Consider the following 15,243-nt stretch of genomic DNA (forward strand, 5'->3'; position numbering starts at 1 on the left):
ATGCCTGTCCTCGAGATCCGCGACCTCCACGTGACGGTCGAGACGGAAAACGGCGAGACCCCCATCCTCAACGGTGTCACGCTCACCGTCCGCACCGGTGAGACGCATGCCATCATGGGCCCCAACGGCTCGGGTAAGTCGACGCTCGCCTACACGATCGCCGGTCACCCCAAGTACACCGTCACGGGCGGCACGATCACCCTCGACGGCGTGGACGTGCTCGCCATGTCCGTCGACGAGCGTGCGCGCGCTGGTCTGTTCCTGGCGATGCAGTACCCGGTCGAGATCCCCGGGGTGACGGTCACCAATTTCCTCCGCACCGCGAAGACGGCGATCGACGGCGTTGCGCCTTCGATCCGCTCGTGGACCAAAGACGTGAAGGGCGCCATGCAGAACCTGCGCATGGATCCGAAGTTCGCGGCCCGCAACGTCAACGAGGGCTTCTCCGGCGGCGAGAAGAAGCGCCACGAGATCCTGCAGCTGGAGCTGCTCCAGCCCAAGATCGCCATCCTCGACGAGACCGACTCCGGTCTCGACGTCGACGCTTTGAAGATCGTCTCCGAGGGTGTCAACCGGGCGAAGGAGCAGAGCGACATGGGCGTTCTGCTCATCACGCACTACACCCGCATCCTCCGTTACATCCAGCCCGACTTCGTTCACGTGCTCGTGAACGGCCGGGTCGCAGAAGAGGGCGGCCCCGAGCTCGCAGCACGACTGGAGGATGAGGGTTACGACCGTTTCCTCGCCCCGGTCGGCGGCGAGCAGGCCTAGGATCTTCGCATGACCGACACGCTCGCACCCGAGAAGTACGACGAGGTCACCGAGGCCCTGAAGGATGTCATGGACCCCGAGCTGGGGGTCAACATCGTCGACCTCGGGCTGATCTACGACCTGGGATGGGATGACGAGAACGACGCACTCGTCATCCACATGACGCTGACCTCCGCCGGCTGTCCGCTGACGGACGTCCTCGAAGAACAGACCGGTCAGGCGCTCGACGGCGTCGTGGATCGTTTCCGGATCAACTGGGTCTGGATGCCGCCGTGGGGTCCCGAGAAGATCACCGACGACGGCCGCGACATGATGCGCGCGCTCGGGTTCTCGATCTGATCTGACTGCGGAAAGCGGTGCGACGATGTCGCACCGCTTTTTCAGTTCTCCGAGCGGCCCAGCCGCCAGTACCCCATGAACGCGACGGCGCGGCGATCGACGCCGACCTCGCTCACCAGGTGGCGTCGCAGTGCCTTGATAGCGGATGCCTCACCGGCGAGCCACGCGTATAGGGGAGCGCTCTTGAGAGCCGCACCACCCTTCGCCGTGCGCGGGACCTCCCACAGGATGTCGTGGTCTACGTCGATCTCCTCGACTTCGGCTCCGATCCCGCGGGGAGCGAGCCGAGAGGCGACCTCGGTGACCGCGGCGATGAGGTGATCGTGGCGGCAGTGCTCGCCTTCCCGCGCTGCCGTGATGAGCTCGAAGCCGGGATGCGCGGGGAGGTAGGCGATGTCGTCGGGATGCGGGACCTCGAGGACCACGACACCGCGGGCGTCGGCGGGCAGCTGCTCCAGGATGCGCGCGATCGCGGGCGCGGCCGTCTCGTCTCCGGCGAGGAGGATGTTCTCGGTTTTCGCCGGGGGCACGAAGTCGATGCCGTAGTTGACGCCGGTGTGGGCTGTCGTCGGTGCGAGGATCAGGACTTCGTCGCCTGCCTTCGCATCGGCGATCCACGCCGAGGCGGGGCCCATCACATCGTGGGCGACCATGTCGATGTCGACCTCGTGGTCGGCATTACGCACCGCTCGGGTCGTGTAGGTCCGCATGACGGGACGGGCGTCGTCGGGGAGGGCACGCCATTGGTCGTACCAGTCTTCGCCGGTCGGCATCGACTCGATGGGGGCGGTGGGTGTGGGGAAGAGGACCTTCACCCGCTGATCGAAGCCGGGGTCACCGTAGACCGACAGTGCCGTGTCTTTGAAGGTGAATCGACGGAAGCTCGGGGTCACGTCGGCGACGGACGCCACCGGTGCGCGGAAGAAGGCCATGGTGCTCTGGGTCATCGGTCACTCCGTGGATCAGCGGGCAGCGCCGTCGAGCGGCGCGGGGACGTGGTGGCGACCGATGGGAAGAACCAGCGGTCGACCCGTGAGCGGATCGGGGATGACACGGCTGTCGAGGCCGAACACCTCCCGGACCGTCTCGGCGGTGAGTACGTGCTCGGGCTCTCCCGAGGCGAAGATGCGACCCGCTGACATCGCGACCAGGTGATCGGCATAGCGGGCGGCCAGGTTGAGGTCATGCAGCACCATGACGATGGTGGTGCCGCGGGTGTGGTTCAGGTCGGTCAGCAGATCGAGGACGTCGATCTGATGGCTGACGTCGAGGAACGTGGTCGGCTCGTCGAGGAGCAGGACGTCCGTCTGCTGGGCGAGCGCCATCGCGATCCAGACACGCTGGCGCTGGCCGCCGGAGAGCTCGTCGACGGGCCGATCGGCGATCGCCACGATGTCGGTCGCTTCGAGGGCCTCGGCGACAGCGGCATCATCGGCGGGGGTCCACCGCGCGAGCGGGCCGTGGTGCGGGGTCCGGCCACGGCTCACCAGGTCGGACACCGCGATGCCCTCGGGTGCGATGGGCGATTGCGGCAGCAGGCCGAGATCGCGCGCGACCTGCTTCGTCGGCATCCGATGGATGTTCTTGCCGTCGAGGAGGACCTGTCCCGCTTTCGGGGAGAGCAGGCGCGCCATCGCCTTGAGGAGCGTCGACTTGCCGCAGGCGTTCGCGCCGACGATCGCCGTGACCTTGCCGGCGGGAACGGTGAGATCCAGTGTGTCGACGATGATCCGATCGCCGTACGCGAGCGAGATCCCCTCCGCGGTGAGGGTGCGGTGGGCGGTCATAGGGTGCCTCCCGAGCGGCTGCTGCGGATGAGAAGGAAGATGAGGTACGGCGCGCCGAGCACACCCGTGACGACGCCCACAGGCAGGCGGAGTCCGAGGAGGTACTGCCCGACGAAGTCGGCGACGAGCACCAGGAGGGCACCGAACAAGCCGGCGACGAGGACAGGGGAACCGACGGGTCCCAGCATCCGTGCCGCGATGGGGCCCGCCAGGAACGCCACGAACGAGATGGGTCCGGCCGCGGCGGTCGCGAACGCCAGCAGGGTCACGGCGGCGACGATGAGCATGACGCGCCGGCGCTCGACGGGCACGCCGAGCGCCGCGGCGGTGTCGTCGCCAAGTCGCATCAGCTCGAGGTCGCGCGCGAGCCAGAGGATGACGGGGACTCCGATCACCACGACGACGGCGAGGGGGACGGCCTCGTTCCAGGACGCGCCGTTGAGGTTGCCCGTGATCCAGCGCATCGCTGCCTGGAGATCCCACTCCGCGGCTCGCGACAGGACGTATGCCACGACGCTGTTGAAGATCGCGGCGACGCCGATTCCGATGAGGATGAACCGTGCGCCCGCCCCGCCGTCCTTGAACGCCAGGAGGTAGATGGACAAGGCGGTGACCAGCGCGCCGACGGTGGCGATGATCGCCACCGGGGTCTGATCGAGCGAGAGGAAGACGATGCCGACGACGGCGGCGGCGCTGGCGCCCGCGTTGATCCCGATGATGTCGGGGCTGGCGAGCGGATTGCGGAGCATGGTCTGGAACACCGCACCCCCGATGCCGAAGCAGGCGCCTGCGAGCAGGCCGACCGTCGAGCGGGGGAGTCGGAGCTCACCGACAGTGAACGAGGCGCCGGGGACGAGCTGACCGGTGATGACGCCCCAGACCTCGGCGAGGGAGTAGAAGGTCTGTCCCACCATCAGCGACACGAGGTAGGTGGCCGCGACCGCGATCACGAGGATGCTCGTGACGACCACGCGTCGCCGCGCCCTGCGGGCTCGGCCGCGCGTGACGAGGTCGAGTGTCGACGGCTGAACGGATGCCGCGGTCACAGTGCACGCATCTTCTGTCGACGCACGATGGCGATGAAGAACGGGGCCCCGATGAGCGCGGTGACGACACCGACCTCGACTTCCTGCGGCGGCGCGATCACGCGGCCAACGACGTCCGCGATGGTGAGGAGGCCGCCACCGACGAGGGCGGAGACGGGCAGGAGCCACCGATGATCGGGTCCGACGAGAAGCCGGCAGACGTGCGGGACGATGAGGCCGACGAACCCGATGGGCCCCGCGACGGCGGTCGCCGCTCCGCAGAGGATGACGGCTCCGACCGCGGCCAGCAGCCGTGCCGTCTGCACACGCTCGCCGAGGCCCGCGGCGAGGTCGTCGCCGAGGGCCAGAGAGTTCAGACCCCCGGCGGACGCGAAGCAGATCACGGCGCCGACGAGGAGGAACGGGATGACGAGAAGGATCTTGTCGGGGGATGCCCCGCCGACTCCGCCGATCTGCCAGAACCGGAAGACGCTCATGACGTCGATGCGAGGGAGCAGGATGGCGCTGATCAGCGAAGTGAAGGCGACCGCGGTCGCGGCGCCTGCCAGTGCGAGCTTCAACGGGCTGGCGCCGCCCCGTCCGAGAGATCCCACGGTGTAGACGAACACCGCGGCGACGGCGGCGCCGAGCATGGCGAGCCAGATGTAACCGAAGGCATCCGTGATGCCGAAGAAGGCAAGCCCGACGACGACGGCGAGGGAGGCGCCCCCGTTGATCCCGAGGATCTGCGGGTCCGCGAGGGGATTCCGCGTCACGCCCTGCATGACCGTTCCCGCGATGGCCAGGGCCGCTCCGATGAGCAGGGCCAGGAAGGTCCGAGGCACGCGCTTCGCGACGGCGGCCGCGGATGCTGTGTCGACGTTTCCGGACAGCCCCGCCCAGATGTCGTTGATGCTCACCGACCTCGCCCCCAGCGTCACGGACAGAACTGCAGCCACCGCCACGAAGGCAACGAGCACAAGCAGCCAGATCACACGCCGACGCCGCGGTCGCCGTCGAAGAGACGGGACCGCGGCGGCGGTGGGAGTGAGGGTGGTGGGCACGTCGATGGGACCGGAAGGGCTCAGGAGGCCTTCTTCGCCGCCTCCGCGAGCATCTTGATGAACTCGGAGGTGTGGGGATCGGTGATCGAGAGCGGGCTCGGGTTGGCTGCCGCCGCGAGCGAATCGTTCACCGACGGCAGGACCACGACGGCACCGTTCTTCACCGCGGGGATGCGGGACAGGAGCGGGTCCGCCTGCATGGCGGCGAGCGTGGAGTCATCGCCGTACGTCACCAGCACCTGGAGGTCGCTGAACCGCTCGATGTCCTCGGTGCTGTTGACGATCCAGAACTCCTTCGAGCTCTTCGACTGCTCCTCGACGGTGGTGGGGGGAACAGTGCCGAGATCCTTCAAGAACTTCGCGCGGGGGTCTTCCAGCGTGTAGAAGCCGATCTGGCTGAGGTTGCTCGGGTCGAAGGAGCTGAACATCGCCTTCTTTCCCGCGATCTCGGGGTACTTCGCGACCTCGTCATCGAGGGTCTTCGTCAGCGTCGACACGAGGTCTTCCGCCTGGGTCTTCAGGCCGAGCGCGGTGCCGTTGGTGATCGTCATGTCCTGCCACGTCGTGCCCCACGCGACCTTCGGGTAGGCGACCACGGGCGCGATCTTGCTCAGCTTGTCGTAGTCCTCGCGGGTCAGTCCCGAGTAGGCGGCGAGGATGACGTCGGGCCGGGAGTCGGCGACTCCCTCGAAGTCGATGCCCTGAGCCTCGTCGAACAGGGTGGGCGTCTTGGCGCCGAGCTCCTTGAGCTTGTCCTCGACCCAGGGAAGGACACCGTCTCCGTCGTCATCGCCCCACGTCACCTTGGGCATGCCCACCGGCACGACGCCCAGGACCAGGGCGGCCTCCTGGTTGCCCCACGCCACCGTGGCGACGCGCTCGGGCTTCTTCGCGATGGTGGTCTCGCCGAACGCGTTCTCGATGGTGACGGGGAATGCACCGGCGGCACCTGCAGTCGATGAGCCACCACCCGCGGCCGGAGCGGCGTTGGTCGCGCAGCCGGTCAGGACGAGGACGGATGCTGCGGCGAGGGCGAGTGCAGTGCGGATGCGAGGCACGGAGGTCTCCTGAGGAAAGTGATTAGGGTCGCCTAACCTTACCCCGAGTGCAGCGGCTCCGGAAACCAGAGGTCACCTGTGAGAGGCAACCTTGGGCGTCGTCCGCCGGCCGAACGCTCGCATCGTTTGCCGAGCCGTGAGAGTGGGCAGGTAGGCGCGAGCCAGTGCCAGCCCGATCGCGGGAAGGGCGAGCGGGTCGGCGTATACCAGGTGCAGTCGGCGGAATTCCGGCCGGAACTTCGTCTTGAACCGCAGGAGCGAACGGAACCCGTAGACCGGTTCCAGCGATCGGCTGAGAACCGCCAAGATGGCGCGCAGCGAGGCCGACTGGCCGTCCGGATCCACGTCGACCGCGAGGGGAGCCCCTGACAGGCTGACGAAGTCGAGACTTTCCTCACCGGCCTGCAGGATCGTCCGCGCGATCAGGAACTCCATGACCCCGTTCATGCTGTCGGGTGCCCGCCGCATGAAGTCGAGGGTCCAGCCTCTGACTCGACCGTCGTGGAAGGTGGGAAGCCAACTCGTCACGGCGTGGACCCGGTCGTCACTGTCGACCGCGATCATGAGCATGACGTCGCTGTCGAGCAGTTCATCGAACCCACCGAGGGTGAACCCCATCTCGGGGAGGTCGCGTTCGGCGACCCAGAGCTCGGAGATCTCGCGCACCTGCGCGGCGTGACGAGCGGGGAGGTCGCGGAATCGCATCCAGGATGCCGACAGCCCTTCTTTCTCGGCACGATTGATCGCCGTCCGGATGTCCTTCATCTTCCCGCCCTGCAGCGACCACCCGGTGGGACAGATGACAGTCTCCTCCGCGACGGCGATGGATCCGTATCCGCGAGCGACCAGCTCGCCGCGCAGGTCCTCGGTGACGGAGTAGAAGGCGACCGTCCACCCGTGGTGAGCGCAGTAATGGGCGAACGCTTCGGCGACGGCGGCCTCGCCCCCGGCTGCCACGATCGGGTCGCCGGTGGTGATCGCGACATTGTTGATCACCCGGTAGGCCACGGCGCCCCCGTCCGGCGCGAACCAGTAGTCGTTCCCATCCCACGTCGCCATCCACGAGAGCGTGCTCACCGAGCCTGCCTTCAGCAGTCTCAGGACGCGGGTGCGCGCCGAACCGTGTGCGGTGTCGATAGGCGAGCTGTTCTGCATGCCCCGATAGGCGATGACGATCAGGATGACCCAGAACAGCGGTCCGACCCCTTGTGAGGCCGCGATCGCGACCGGGCCCGTAGCCACCATGTCCACCGGCTCGAAAGCCAGGAAACCCACGGGGATGAAGTGCTCAGGCAGGTCAAGGATGAGCGCCGCGAATGATGCCGTGGGTGCGAACTGATCTCGAGCCGCCCACGCCACGGCGAGGAACGCGCCGGCCGTACCCACGAACGTCAGGAGTCCCAGCCCGACGAAGCGCAGAGCCACGCGGCCGGCACTCGAGGCCGGGAAGAGCGGGCGCGCAAGGACCAAAACGATCGCGAGTCCCGCAGGTACCAGGGTCGCAACGAGGTCGAATGCTCCGAACTCCTCCGCGGCGGCCGACTGGAACCGCGTGTACTGGGCCGAGGCCAGGAGGGGGAGGAAGCCGTAATAGACGGCGGCAAGCACCGCGAACAGGACGTTGAGGGCGATGGCCAGATAGAGACCGACGCGGCGGCCGCGGTAGATGCCGCGTGCGGCGAGGAGCATCGCGACGAGAGGCAGCACGGTGACGAGGACAGCACCCGGCCCGTCGAGTCGGGTCAGGGCCACGGCATCCAGGCACTGCCTTGTGAACTCACCGGTCTCGCACCTGGCCGCGACGAAGGCAGGATCGTGCAACGGGTCGCGGAAGAGCGAGCCCAGGGGGTTGAGGACCCCGGTGCTGTGAGGCGCGAGGATCGAGACGACAGGGCCGAGTGCGGTCACCGCGATGACCGCCGACAGCAGTGTGCGCGCCTCGCGTCGACTCGCGCGCGGGCGGGTGATGCCGGGGCGGCGATGCGCGAGCAGGACGCCGGCGAACACGCCGGCGATACCCGCCCCCAGGCGGTACTGGTCCGCCGGCGCACCCGCGTACAGGACCAGCACCGCCAGGACGGCGAATCCGATGATCCGTACCCGTCGACGCAGAAGCGGACGCGCGAACGCGCTCGCCGCCATGATGGTGCCGGCGACGGCGATCGTCGGGTCGAAGACGTGGTGACCGCGTGTCGCCTGTGCACCGTAGAGGTTCGAGACGAGACCGAGCGCCTGCGCCGACAGCCCCAGCGTGACCCCGATCACGGTGACGGCGGCGAACACCGCGAGAGTGCGGAGGTGGCCCATGCGCCGTTCGCTCCAGCCGAGGCCCAGAATCACGGCAAGCAGGGTGGGGAGGAGGCCGCCCGGCTTCGGGACGAAGAAGACCGCGGTGAACACCGACAGCCAGTCGTGGCCCAGGAGAACGGTGTCGAACCCGGTCGATGCGATCGCATCGAGAGTGCGGCGGAACTCCCCGTCCGGGCGCGTGAAGCGGTAGACGCTCGCGAGGGCGACGACGGCGGCGATGGCCCACGTGACCGGGACCGTGCGAGCGATCCGTGTCGCGGCATCCCAGGTCGCGCGGTACCGCCCGGCAGTCGGCGCGGCGGTGGTCGCGGGCGATGTCATCGGTCCAGTCCCCAGTGATCGGCGATGAGAGTGAGGCCCCGAGCGAAGATCTGCCTCCACGCATGGGAGTCGTGGGCGGTGTTCGGCACCTCGATGTAATGGGTGGTCATGCCGGCCGCGCGGGCGTCCGACGCGAGTGTCTCGATGCCTGGCTTGAAGCGGACATCCAGCGCTCCGACGCCCAAGACCGCGATCGTGTCCTTGTAGGGTGCGTGGGCGGTCATGATCGCAGCGGGCGCGGCAGCGGCGAAGGCTGCCGCGTCGCCACCGAAACCCTCCGCGATGGTCTTCTCATCGGAGCCCAGCGAGGGGTGCAACTGACCGGACGCGTCGAGGATGGCATCGAACAGTTCGGGATGTTCCGCCCCCAGCTGACTCGCGCACGTTCCGCCCTGGGAGAGCCCGCCGACACCCCACGAGCCGGGTGACAGCGTGGCGTTGAGGTGCGTCCGTATCCAGTGCGGGACGTCGACCGTCAGGTACGTGGCGGAGTTGCCCGCGCGAGCGGAGTCGATGCACATCGGATTGATATCGGGCGATCCCAGCTGGTCGGGTGAGACGACGATCGGGGCGAGACCGCGGTGCTCCGCCGCGTAGGCATCGAGGTGTGCGCCGAGACGATCGACCACGAGGGGGTTCTCCGGGCGGCCCGGCTGACCCGACATCATGATGAGGACGGGAAGGCGAGGAGGGTTCCGGGTGAGCGCTGCGGGCGGCAGGTAGACCACGGCGGGTCGAGCCCGAAATCCCGACACCGTCCCCGGGATGTCGACCGAGCCCAGCGCGCCGCGCGACGGCATGTCCGCGGGGGGTCGCCACGAGTCGATCGTCGGGGCGTCCGCTCCTGCCCGGGCCGTCGATGGGAGCCCCTCTTTCACGGAGCTGATGCCCAGGGCGCTTCCAATCGTCGGGTACTGGCCGAAGTCGACGTTCACTCCCATCGCGGCGGTTCCGACGAAGAGAGCCGCCGCCAGGACGCTGCCGATGGCCCGTCGCCAGGTGGAACGGATGATCGACGCCACGGCGAGGCCGACGCCGACGAAGCCCGCGATGATCCAGCCGCGGACGACGGGCGTCAGGTCGGCGTCGAACAGGTCGAGCCGATCGGACAGGAGCCAGGTCAGTCCGAGGCCGATCACCCCTCCGCCCACCGCCGACACCGCGGACACCGCCGCCCAGGACATCCGTCGCCAGCGTCGCGAGGGACGCCGGACGAGGAGCAGGACGAACGCGGCACCTGCGAGGAGATAGGTGACGATGACGACGGGTCCGTCGGTGATTCCGACTCCCAGCAGAACGTTCATGGTGCTCCTTCGCACCCAGTCTGGTTCCCGCGGGCCTCTGAACCCGACCATCGACGCCACATCGCGGCGATCTCATAGTCGAGGCATAGGAACGGGCGCGAACAGGTGCGGCCGGGCCGTGCATGCGGCCGCCGTATACTGGGGGTTTGGCCACTCGGCCGCCCTCCCTCGAAGAACGGACGTCTGCTGTGCTCGCCGTGCACGATCTTGAGATCCGCGTCGGTGCACGCACGCTCATGGCGGACGTGTCGTTCCGCGTCTCCCCGGGCGACAAGATCGGTCTGGTCGGACGCAATGGGGCAGGCAAGACCACCCTGACGAAGGTCCTCGCCGGTGATCTGATGGCCGCCGACGGCCGCGTCGACCGCACCGGAGAGCTCGGCTACCTGCCGCAGGACCCGCGGACGGGTGACCCTGAAATGCTCGCGCGAACCCGCATCCTCGATGCCCGCGGCCTCGGCTCCCTGGTCATCGGGATGCGCGAGACCGCGGAGCAGATGGCCTCGACGGATGCCGCTGAAGCCGATCGTGCCATGCGGAAGTACGGCTCCCTCACCGAGCGCTTCGAAGCTCTCGGTGGCTACGCCGCCGAGGCGGAGGCCGCGTCGATCGCGCACAACCTGTCGCTGCCGGACCGCATCCTCGATCAGCCGCTGAAGACGCTGTCGGGCGGTCAGCGCCGTCGTATTGAGCTCGCCCGCATCCTCTTCTCCGATGCCCAGACGATGATCCTCGATGAACCGACCAACCACCTCGATGCCGACAGCGTCGTGTGGCTGCGCGAGTTCTTGAAGGGGTACAAGGGCGGGCTGATCGTGATCAGCCACGACATCGAGCTCGTCGGCGAGACCGTGAACCGCGTCTTCTACCTCGACGCGATGCGTCAGGTCATCGACATCTACAACATGAACTGGAAGAACTACCTGCGTCAGCGTGCCGCGGACGAGGAACGGCGTCGCAAGGAACGAGCGAACGCCGAGAAGAAGGCGACTGCTCTCCAGCAGCAGGCGGCACGGTTCGGCGCGAAGGCCAGCAAGGCTGCCGCGGCGCACCAGATGGTCGCCCGGGCCGAGAAGCTCCTCGCGGGACTCGACGACGTCCGTCAGGACGATCGCGTCGCCAAGCTGCGGTTCCCGAAGCCTGCGCCATGCGGCAAGACGCCTCTCATGGCCAAGAACCTGTCCAAGTCGTACGGATCGCTGGAGATCTTCGCGGGCGTCGATCTGGCCATCGACCGTGGTTCGCGGGTCGTGGTGCTCGGCCTCAACGGTGCCGGCAAGACGACGCTCCTGCGCATCCTCGCCGGAGTCGACAAAGCCGACACGGGCGTCATCGACCCGGGTCACGGCTTGAAGATCGGTTACTACGCCCAGGAGCACGAGAACCTCGACGTCGGCCGCTCCGTCCTCGACAACATGATGTCGGCGGCACCGGACATCACCGCCACAGAAGCACGCAAGGTCCTGGGATCGTTCCTCTTCACGGGTGACGACGTCCTGAAGCCGGCCGGGGTCCTCTCCGGTGGCGAGAAGACGCGACTGTCACTCGCAACGCTCGTCGTGTCATCGGCGAACATGCTGCTGCTCGACGAGCCCACGAACAACTTGGACCCGGCATCCCGCGAGGAGATCCTCGGTGCGCTCGCGCACTACGAGGGCGCTGTCGTCCTCGTCTCCCACGACGAGGGCGCCGTCGAGGCGCTGAACCCGGAGCGCGTGCTCATCCTCCCGGACGGGGTCGAGGACATCTGGGGCCGCGACTACATCGACCTCATCACGCTGGCCTGATCACGGGAGCCGGCCCGGTGGTCGGGCTGCGCGAGATCAGCGGGCGTCGAGGAGCTCGTCCTCGGCATCCATGTCACTGTCGCGACGTCGACTCGGGGTCCGGCGCGACCGCTGACGCGTGCCGCTCTCCTCGTCCTCTCGGCGGTGTCGGATCTCTGTGCGGATCATGTACCAGATGAAAGCGAACCCCATGACGGCGAACAGGATCCACTGGATCGCGTAGGACAGGTACGGCCCCGGGTCTGCAGACGGGTCCTCGAGGGCGTTGGGTCGCTCCGCCGGTCGTGGTGTCTCGTCGGTCATGAGCACGTAGGCCGAATCGACCATCAGACCGGACTGGCCCGTTTCCTGGCCGATGAGCCCCAGGTCGATGGTGGGCACCTGCCCGTCGGCGGCGACACGTCCGTCTCGGGCGGCAGGTTCGCCTGCTTGAAGTCGTCCCGTCACGGTCACCCCACCCGAGGGAGGTGCCGGAATCGAGTCGGGTTCGGGCTGGTCGTCGCCCGGGCGGAGCCAGCCCCGGTCGACGAGCACGACGCGGCCGTCGTCGGTCCGGAGCGGGACCAGGACCTCGAAGGCGCTCGTGCCGCCGTGAGGACGGTTGCGGACGAGAAGCGTCTTGTCGGTGAGGTACTCGCCCGTCAGCTCGACCGGCCGCCACTCGTCCGCGGGTGAGAACGCGCCGCCTTCGGGAATCAGCTCGGCCAACGGCACCGCTTCGCGGGAGTAGTTGTTCTTCACCAGGGTGAGCTCGGCGTCGCGCTCCGCGTTGCGGGAGAACTGCCAGTTCGACAGCATTGCGCAGGCGATGGCGAACACGATGGCCATCGCGACGTACCCGCTCCAACGGAGCGCCGTCTCCTTGTTCATGAGGCGGACGCGGAGTCCAGCACCGCAACCTCAACCGGGAAGTTCCGGGAGGCGAGGTAGTCGCGGAGGAAGTCGACGTGCTCGGGGCAGGCCACCCACACCTTGCGCCGATCGGCGGAGTGGATGCGGGGGTTCCGCCACACGACCTGCCATTCGGCATCCCTGCGGCATCCCGCTCGGGAGCACTGCGCGACGGTCATCGATCCTCCCGCGGGGGGTTCTCCTGGATCCGGATGATTCCATCGTCGGTGGCCGGCGGGGCAGCGGGCTGGGAGGGCGGCGCCTCGATTTCGCGCGACGGGCGTTCCGCGACGATCACCTCTTCTTGGTTGCCGGTGTTGGCGACGACGACCGCGAGGTAGGGCAGAACGGCAGCGCCGGCCGCGAAGATCCAGGTCTGCCAGCCGTAGGGCGTCACCGTGACCATCAGGATGAAGCAGGCGACGCGGACCGTCATCATGATGATGTAGCGGCGGCTTCGGGAACGCGCATCGACCTCGGGTGCGGTGGCGAGTGAGGTCGCGGACTGCGTCCGGTCGTGCTTGGTGTGGCGAGACGTGAGAAGGCTCCTCAGGAAACCTGGGTGAAGGCCGGCGCGGACGCGGCGAACGCCACGATGAAGATCAGCCAGAAGGCGATGATAAGCAGCAGGATGCCTCCGCCGACCCAGCCGACGATGGTTCCGCCGAGAGCGAGACCACGGCCGTTCTCCCCGGAGGTCTTCAGCTGCTTGAGGGCCATGTGGCCGGTGATGATGCCCACGATCGAGGCCACGAACGGGAGGATCGTCAGCCCCGCGATGGAGGCGATGAGGGACACGATCGCCAGCACGTTGGTCGGCCGGGCCGGCGCAACGGCGTACCCGTAGCCGGGCTGTCCATACGCGGGCTGCCCGTAGCCGGGCTGCGGGTAACCGGGCTGAGAGTACTGCTGCCCGTAGACCGGGGCGCCGGGGGACTGCTGCCCGTAGACCGGGGCGGCGGGGGGCTGGCCGTAAGCGGAAGGAGCGTACGGCGGAGCGACCGAGGCGGACGAGTCAGGCGCGGGCGGCGCCGGCGGCACGTTCGAGGGCTGCGGCGGGGTGTTCGTGGCGTCGGTCACGTCCGTCTCCTTCAGGCGAGTTGGACCCCAGCCTACCGGTCGCCTGCGCCGCTAGGCTGGTGCGGTTCACCCGGCTCGGAGCAAGGAGAAGAATGTCCCGCGAGCGCGTCGTCCTGGTCACTGGAGGCAACCGCGGCATCGGCCGCGCGATCGCCGAGCGATTCGTCGCGGAAGGCTACGCGGTCGCCGTCACGGCCCGCTCCGGCGAAGGCCCCGAGGGGACGCTGACCGTTCGCGCAGATGTCACTGACGCCGCCTCGCTGGATGCCGCCTACACCGAGGTCGAGCAGCAGCTCGGCCCCGTGGAGGTCGTCGTCGCGAACGCTGGCATCACGAAGGACACGCTCCTGCTGCGGATGACGGAAGACGATTTCGACTCGGTTGTCTCGACCAACCTCGGGGGCGCATTCCGCGTTGTCAAGCGTGCGGCGAAGGGGATGCTGCGCGCCAAGTGGGGACGTGTGATCCTCATCTCCTCAGTCGTCGGCCTGTACGGCTCGGCCGGACAGATCAACTACTCGTCGTCCAAGAGTGCTCTCGTCGGGTTCGCGCGCTCGCTGACGCGCGAGCTCGGTTCCCGAAACATCACGGCGAACGTCGTCGCCCCGGGGTTCATCGAGACGGACATGACGGCCGCTCTCCCCGATGAGACCCAGGCCGATTACAAGAAGAGCATTCCGGCCGCCCGGTTCGGCGCCGCTGAGGAGGTCGCTGCCGCGGTCGTGTGGCTCGCGTCCGATGACGCCGCCTACATCTCCGGCGCCGTCATCCCGGTCGACGGTGGCCTCGGCATGGGGCACTGAGCCCGGTCAGCGCACCGCCTCGATGATCCGCCTGGCGAGCTCGTCCGGCGCGGAGAACTGGGGCCAGTGACCGGTGCCGAGCCGAACCACCTCAGCGTCGTCGATCGCCTCGAACTCCGCCGCGAAATCACCCCACGCCGTCACGACCTCGCGGAACGTCGGCTCGTCCATCGATCCCATGAGCATCGTGACAGGGATGCGGTGCCGCGCCGTTCCCTCCATGGGAAGCGGGTCGGTCGGCACACGCTCGGGCACGGATGCCGCGAGAGGCGCCGTGCGTGCGCGCGTCGCGTCGTCGAGGTCTGCGGTGTCCTCCGCGTCGAAGAAGTCCCACCCCGGGAACGGCACGACGCCGTCGTCGACGGGGAACTCCGAGATCGACGCACCGGGGGGCGGCGGCGTCGTGTCGACGAAGATGACGCGGCGGACGACGTCTGCGCGCTGCTCCGCAGCGGCCCAGGCGACGTTTCCGCCGCCGCTGTGTCCGACGATTACGACGGGGCCGCCGATGCGGTCGATCTCGGCGACGACGGCATCGATCCAATCGCTCAGGCCCGCGTCGGATGCCGCCTCGCCCACGCCGGGCAGGGTCAGCGGGTGAGGCGTGTGACCGGCGTCGCGAAGGGCGGGGACGACGTCGTCCCAGGAAGAGGCCGTCAACCACAGGCCGGGGATCAGGATGATGTTCATGTCGGGAGGCTAC

General features: G+C 68.2%; 16 protein-coding genes. 4 read left to right on the forward strand and 12 right to left on the reverse strand.

The genetic code is table 11. The features are described from left to right. A complete protein-coding gene (sufC, locus tag MO1_RS12990) occupies positions 1-771 on the forward strand; it encodes a Fe-S cluster assembly ATPase SufC (RefSeq protein WP_036308594.1) in 771 nt (256 codons plus the stop codon). Positions 772-780: 9 nt separating this feature from the next. Then, positions 781-1,110 carry a metal-sulfur cluster assembly factor gene (locus MO1_RS12995; protein WP_036308596.1) on the forward strand — a complete coding sequence of 110 codons (330 nt, stop codon included), beginning with the start codon at positions 781-783 and terminating at the stop codon, positions 1,108-1,110. Positions 1,111-1,151: 41 nt separating this feature from the next. On the opposite strand, the gene MO1_RS13000 is transcribed toward MO1_RS12995, so the two are convergent. From MO1_RS13000 to MO1_RS13030, 7 genes are all read right to left on the reverse strand, one after another. Next, on the reverse strand, positions 1,152-2,057 hold the full coding sequence (locus MO1_RS13000; RefSeq protein WP_036308597.1) for a siderophore-interacting protein: 906 nt from the start codon (positions 2,055-2,057) through the stop codon (positions 1,152-1,154). 15 nt (positions 2,058-2,072) lie between these two features. Next, positions 2,073-2,897: an ABC transporter ATP-binding protein gene (locus MO1_RS13005; protein ID WP_036308598.1), complete on the reverse strand. Its 825-nt coding sequence runs from the start codon at positions 2,895-2,897 to the stop codon at positions 2,073-2,075. Next, complete coding sequence (locus MO1_RS13010; protein ID WP_060916251.1) at positions 2,894-3,943, reverse strand: FecCD family ABC transporter permease; 1,050 nt, start codon at positions 3,941-3,943, stop codon at positions 2,894-2,896. Before MO1_RS13010 ends, MO1_RS13005 begins: the two co-directional genes overlap by 4 nt. Then, positions 3,940-4,986, reverse strand: a complete 1,047-nt coding sequence (locus MO1_RS13015; protein WP_052009359.1) for a FecCD family ABC transporter permease — start codon at positions 4,984-4,986, stop codon at positions 3,940-3,942. Before MO1_RS13015 ends, MO1_RS13010 begins: the two co-directional genes overlap by 4 nt. 20 nt (positions 4,987-5,006) lie before the next feature. Continuing rightward, positions 5,007-6,044 (reverse strand): iron-siderophore ABC transporter substrate-binding protein, encoded by a 1,038-nt coding sequence (locus tag MO1_RS13020; RefSeq protein ID WP_060916252.1) that lies wholly within the window; start codon positions 6,042-6,044, stop codon positions 5,007-5,009. 72 nt (positions 6,045-6,116) lie between these two features. Continuing rightward, positions 6,117-8,675: a bifunctional lysylphosphatidylglycerol flippase/synthetase MprF gene (locus tag MO1_RS13025; RefSeq protein ID WP_060916253.1), complete on the reverse strand. Its 2,559-nt coding sequence runs from the start codon at positions 8,673-8,675 to the stop codon at positions 6,117-6,119. Beyond that, positions 8,672-9,979, reverse strand: coding sequence for an alpha/beta hydrolase (locus MO1_RS13030; RefSeq protein WP_060916254.1), 1,308 nt, complete (start codon positions 9,977-9,979; stop codon positions 8,672-8,674). The genes MO1_RS13025 and MO1_RS13030 overlap by 4 nt, the downstream gene beginning before the upstream one ends. A gap of 188 nt (positions 9,980-10,167) precedes the next feature. On the opposite strand from MO1_RS13030, the gene MO1_RS13035 reads away from it, so the two are divergent. Further along, positions 10,168-11,766, forward strand: coding sequence for an ABC-F family ATP-binding cassette domain-containing protein (locus MO1_RS13035; RefSeq protein ID WP_036308612.1), 1,599 nt, complete (start codon positions 10,168-10,170; stop codon positions 11,764-11,766). Between the two features lie 36 nt (positions 11,767-11,802). Here MO1_RS13035 and MO1_RS13040 read toward each other — a convergent pair whose 3' ends face one another. Genes MO1_RS13040 through MO1_RS13055 form a run of 4 tightly spaced genes read right to left on the reverse strand, consistent with a single transcriptional unit; the run spans position 11,803 to position 13,737 of the window. After that, positions 11,803-12,636: an SURF1 family cytochrome oxidase biogenesis protein gene (locus MO1_RS13040; protein ID WP_060916255.1), complete on the reverse strand. Its 834-nt coding sequence runs from the start codon at positions 12,634-12,636 to the stop codon at positions 11,803-11,805. Further along, positions 12,633-12,836: a hypothetical protein gene (locus tag MO1_RS13045; RefSeq protein WP_036308618.1), complete on the reverse strand. Its 204-nt coding sequence runs from the start codon at positions 12,834-12,836 to the stop codon at positions 12,633-12,635. Before MO1_RS13045 ends, MO1_RS13040 begins: the two co-directional genes overlap by 4 nt. Next, positions 12,833-13,306, reverse strand: coding sequence for a DUF3099 domain-containing protein (locus MO1_RS13050; protein ID WP_306307192.1), 474 nt, complete (start codon positions 13,304-13,306; stop codon positions 12,833-12,835). The genes MO1_RS13045 and MO1_RS13050 overlap by 4 nt, the downstream gene beginning before the upstream one ends. Then, positions 13,207-13,737, reverse strand: coding sequence for a DUF4190 domain-containing protein (locus tag MO1_RS13055; protein WP_060916256.1), 531 nt, complete (start codon positions 13,735-13,737; stop codon positions 13,207-13,209). Before MO1_RS13055 ends, MO1_RS13050 begins: the two co-directional genes overlap by 100 nt. Positions 13,738-13,829: 92 nt before the next feature. Here MO1_RS13055 and fabG point away from each other — a divergent pair, with 92 nt between their 5' ends. Further along, positions 13,830-14,540, forward strand: coding sequence for a 3-oxoacyl-ACP reductase FabG (fabG, locus tag MO1_RS13060; RefSeq protein ID WP_060916257.1), 711 nt, complete (start codon positions 13,830-13,832; stop codon positions 14,538-14,540). A 6-nt stretch (positions 14,541-14,546) separates the two neighbouring features. Here the strand turns inward: fabG and MO1_RS13065 are convergent, their stop codons facing one another. Beyond that, positions 14,547-15,230, reverse strand: coding sequence for an alpha/beta fold hydrolase (locus MO1_RS13065; RefSeq protein WP_060916258.1), 684 nt, complete (start codon positions 15,228-15,230; stop codon positions 14,547-14,549). Positions 15,231-15,243 lie beyond the last annotated feature (13 nt).

The sequence above is a fragment of the Microbacterium oleivorans NBRC 103075 genome (assembly GCF_001552475.1).
Taxonomy (GTDB): Bacteria; Actinomycetota; Actinomycetes; order Actinomycetales; family Microbacteriaceae; genus Microbacterium; species Microbacterium oleivorans.